This window comes from Chloroflexaceae bacterium (assembly GCA_025057155.1).
In the GTDB taxonomy this organism is placed as follows: Bacteria; Chloroflexota; Chloroflexia; order Chloroflexales; family Chloroflexaceae; genus JACAEO01.
Map to the genome: position 1 here is coordinate 294 of JANWYD010000141.1, position 277 is coordinate 570.

A 277-nucleotide genomic window follows, 5' to 3' on the forward strand; every position below is an offset into this window, starting at 1 on the left:
CTGGCCTCCACCTTCATGCTCTCCACCAAGCCCGGCAAGGAAGCCTACGTGGAGCCGGTCATCGAGAACGGCGGCTACCGGTTCACGGTGAAGGTGGGCAAGCCGAAGGATGTGGAGCGGGCGAAGCGCGGGACGAAGTTGGCGCGCGGCGCAAGTTTTGAGTGTTTGATGTCTGGAACGGTGATAGATGACAAGTACATCAAAGCCGAGAGCATGGCGGGAAGAATGGGCGCGCGCCTCATGGCCATCGTCGCCGAGGGCGACCGTGGCCGAGTCT

1 protein-coding gene is annotated in these 277 nt (G+C 62.5%); it reads left to right on the forward strand.

Translation table 11 applies throughout. From position 1 onward, the window contains the following. Positions 1-277: hypothetical protein (locus NZU74_20705; protein ID MCS6883745.1), on the forward strand; the 277-nt coding region annotated here is incomplete at both ends.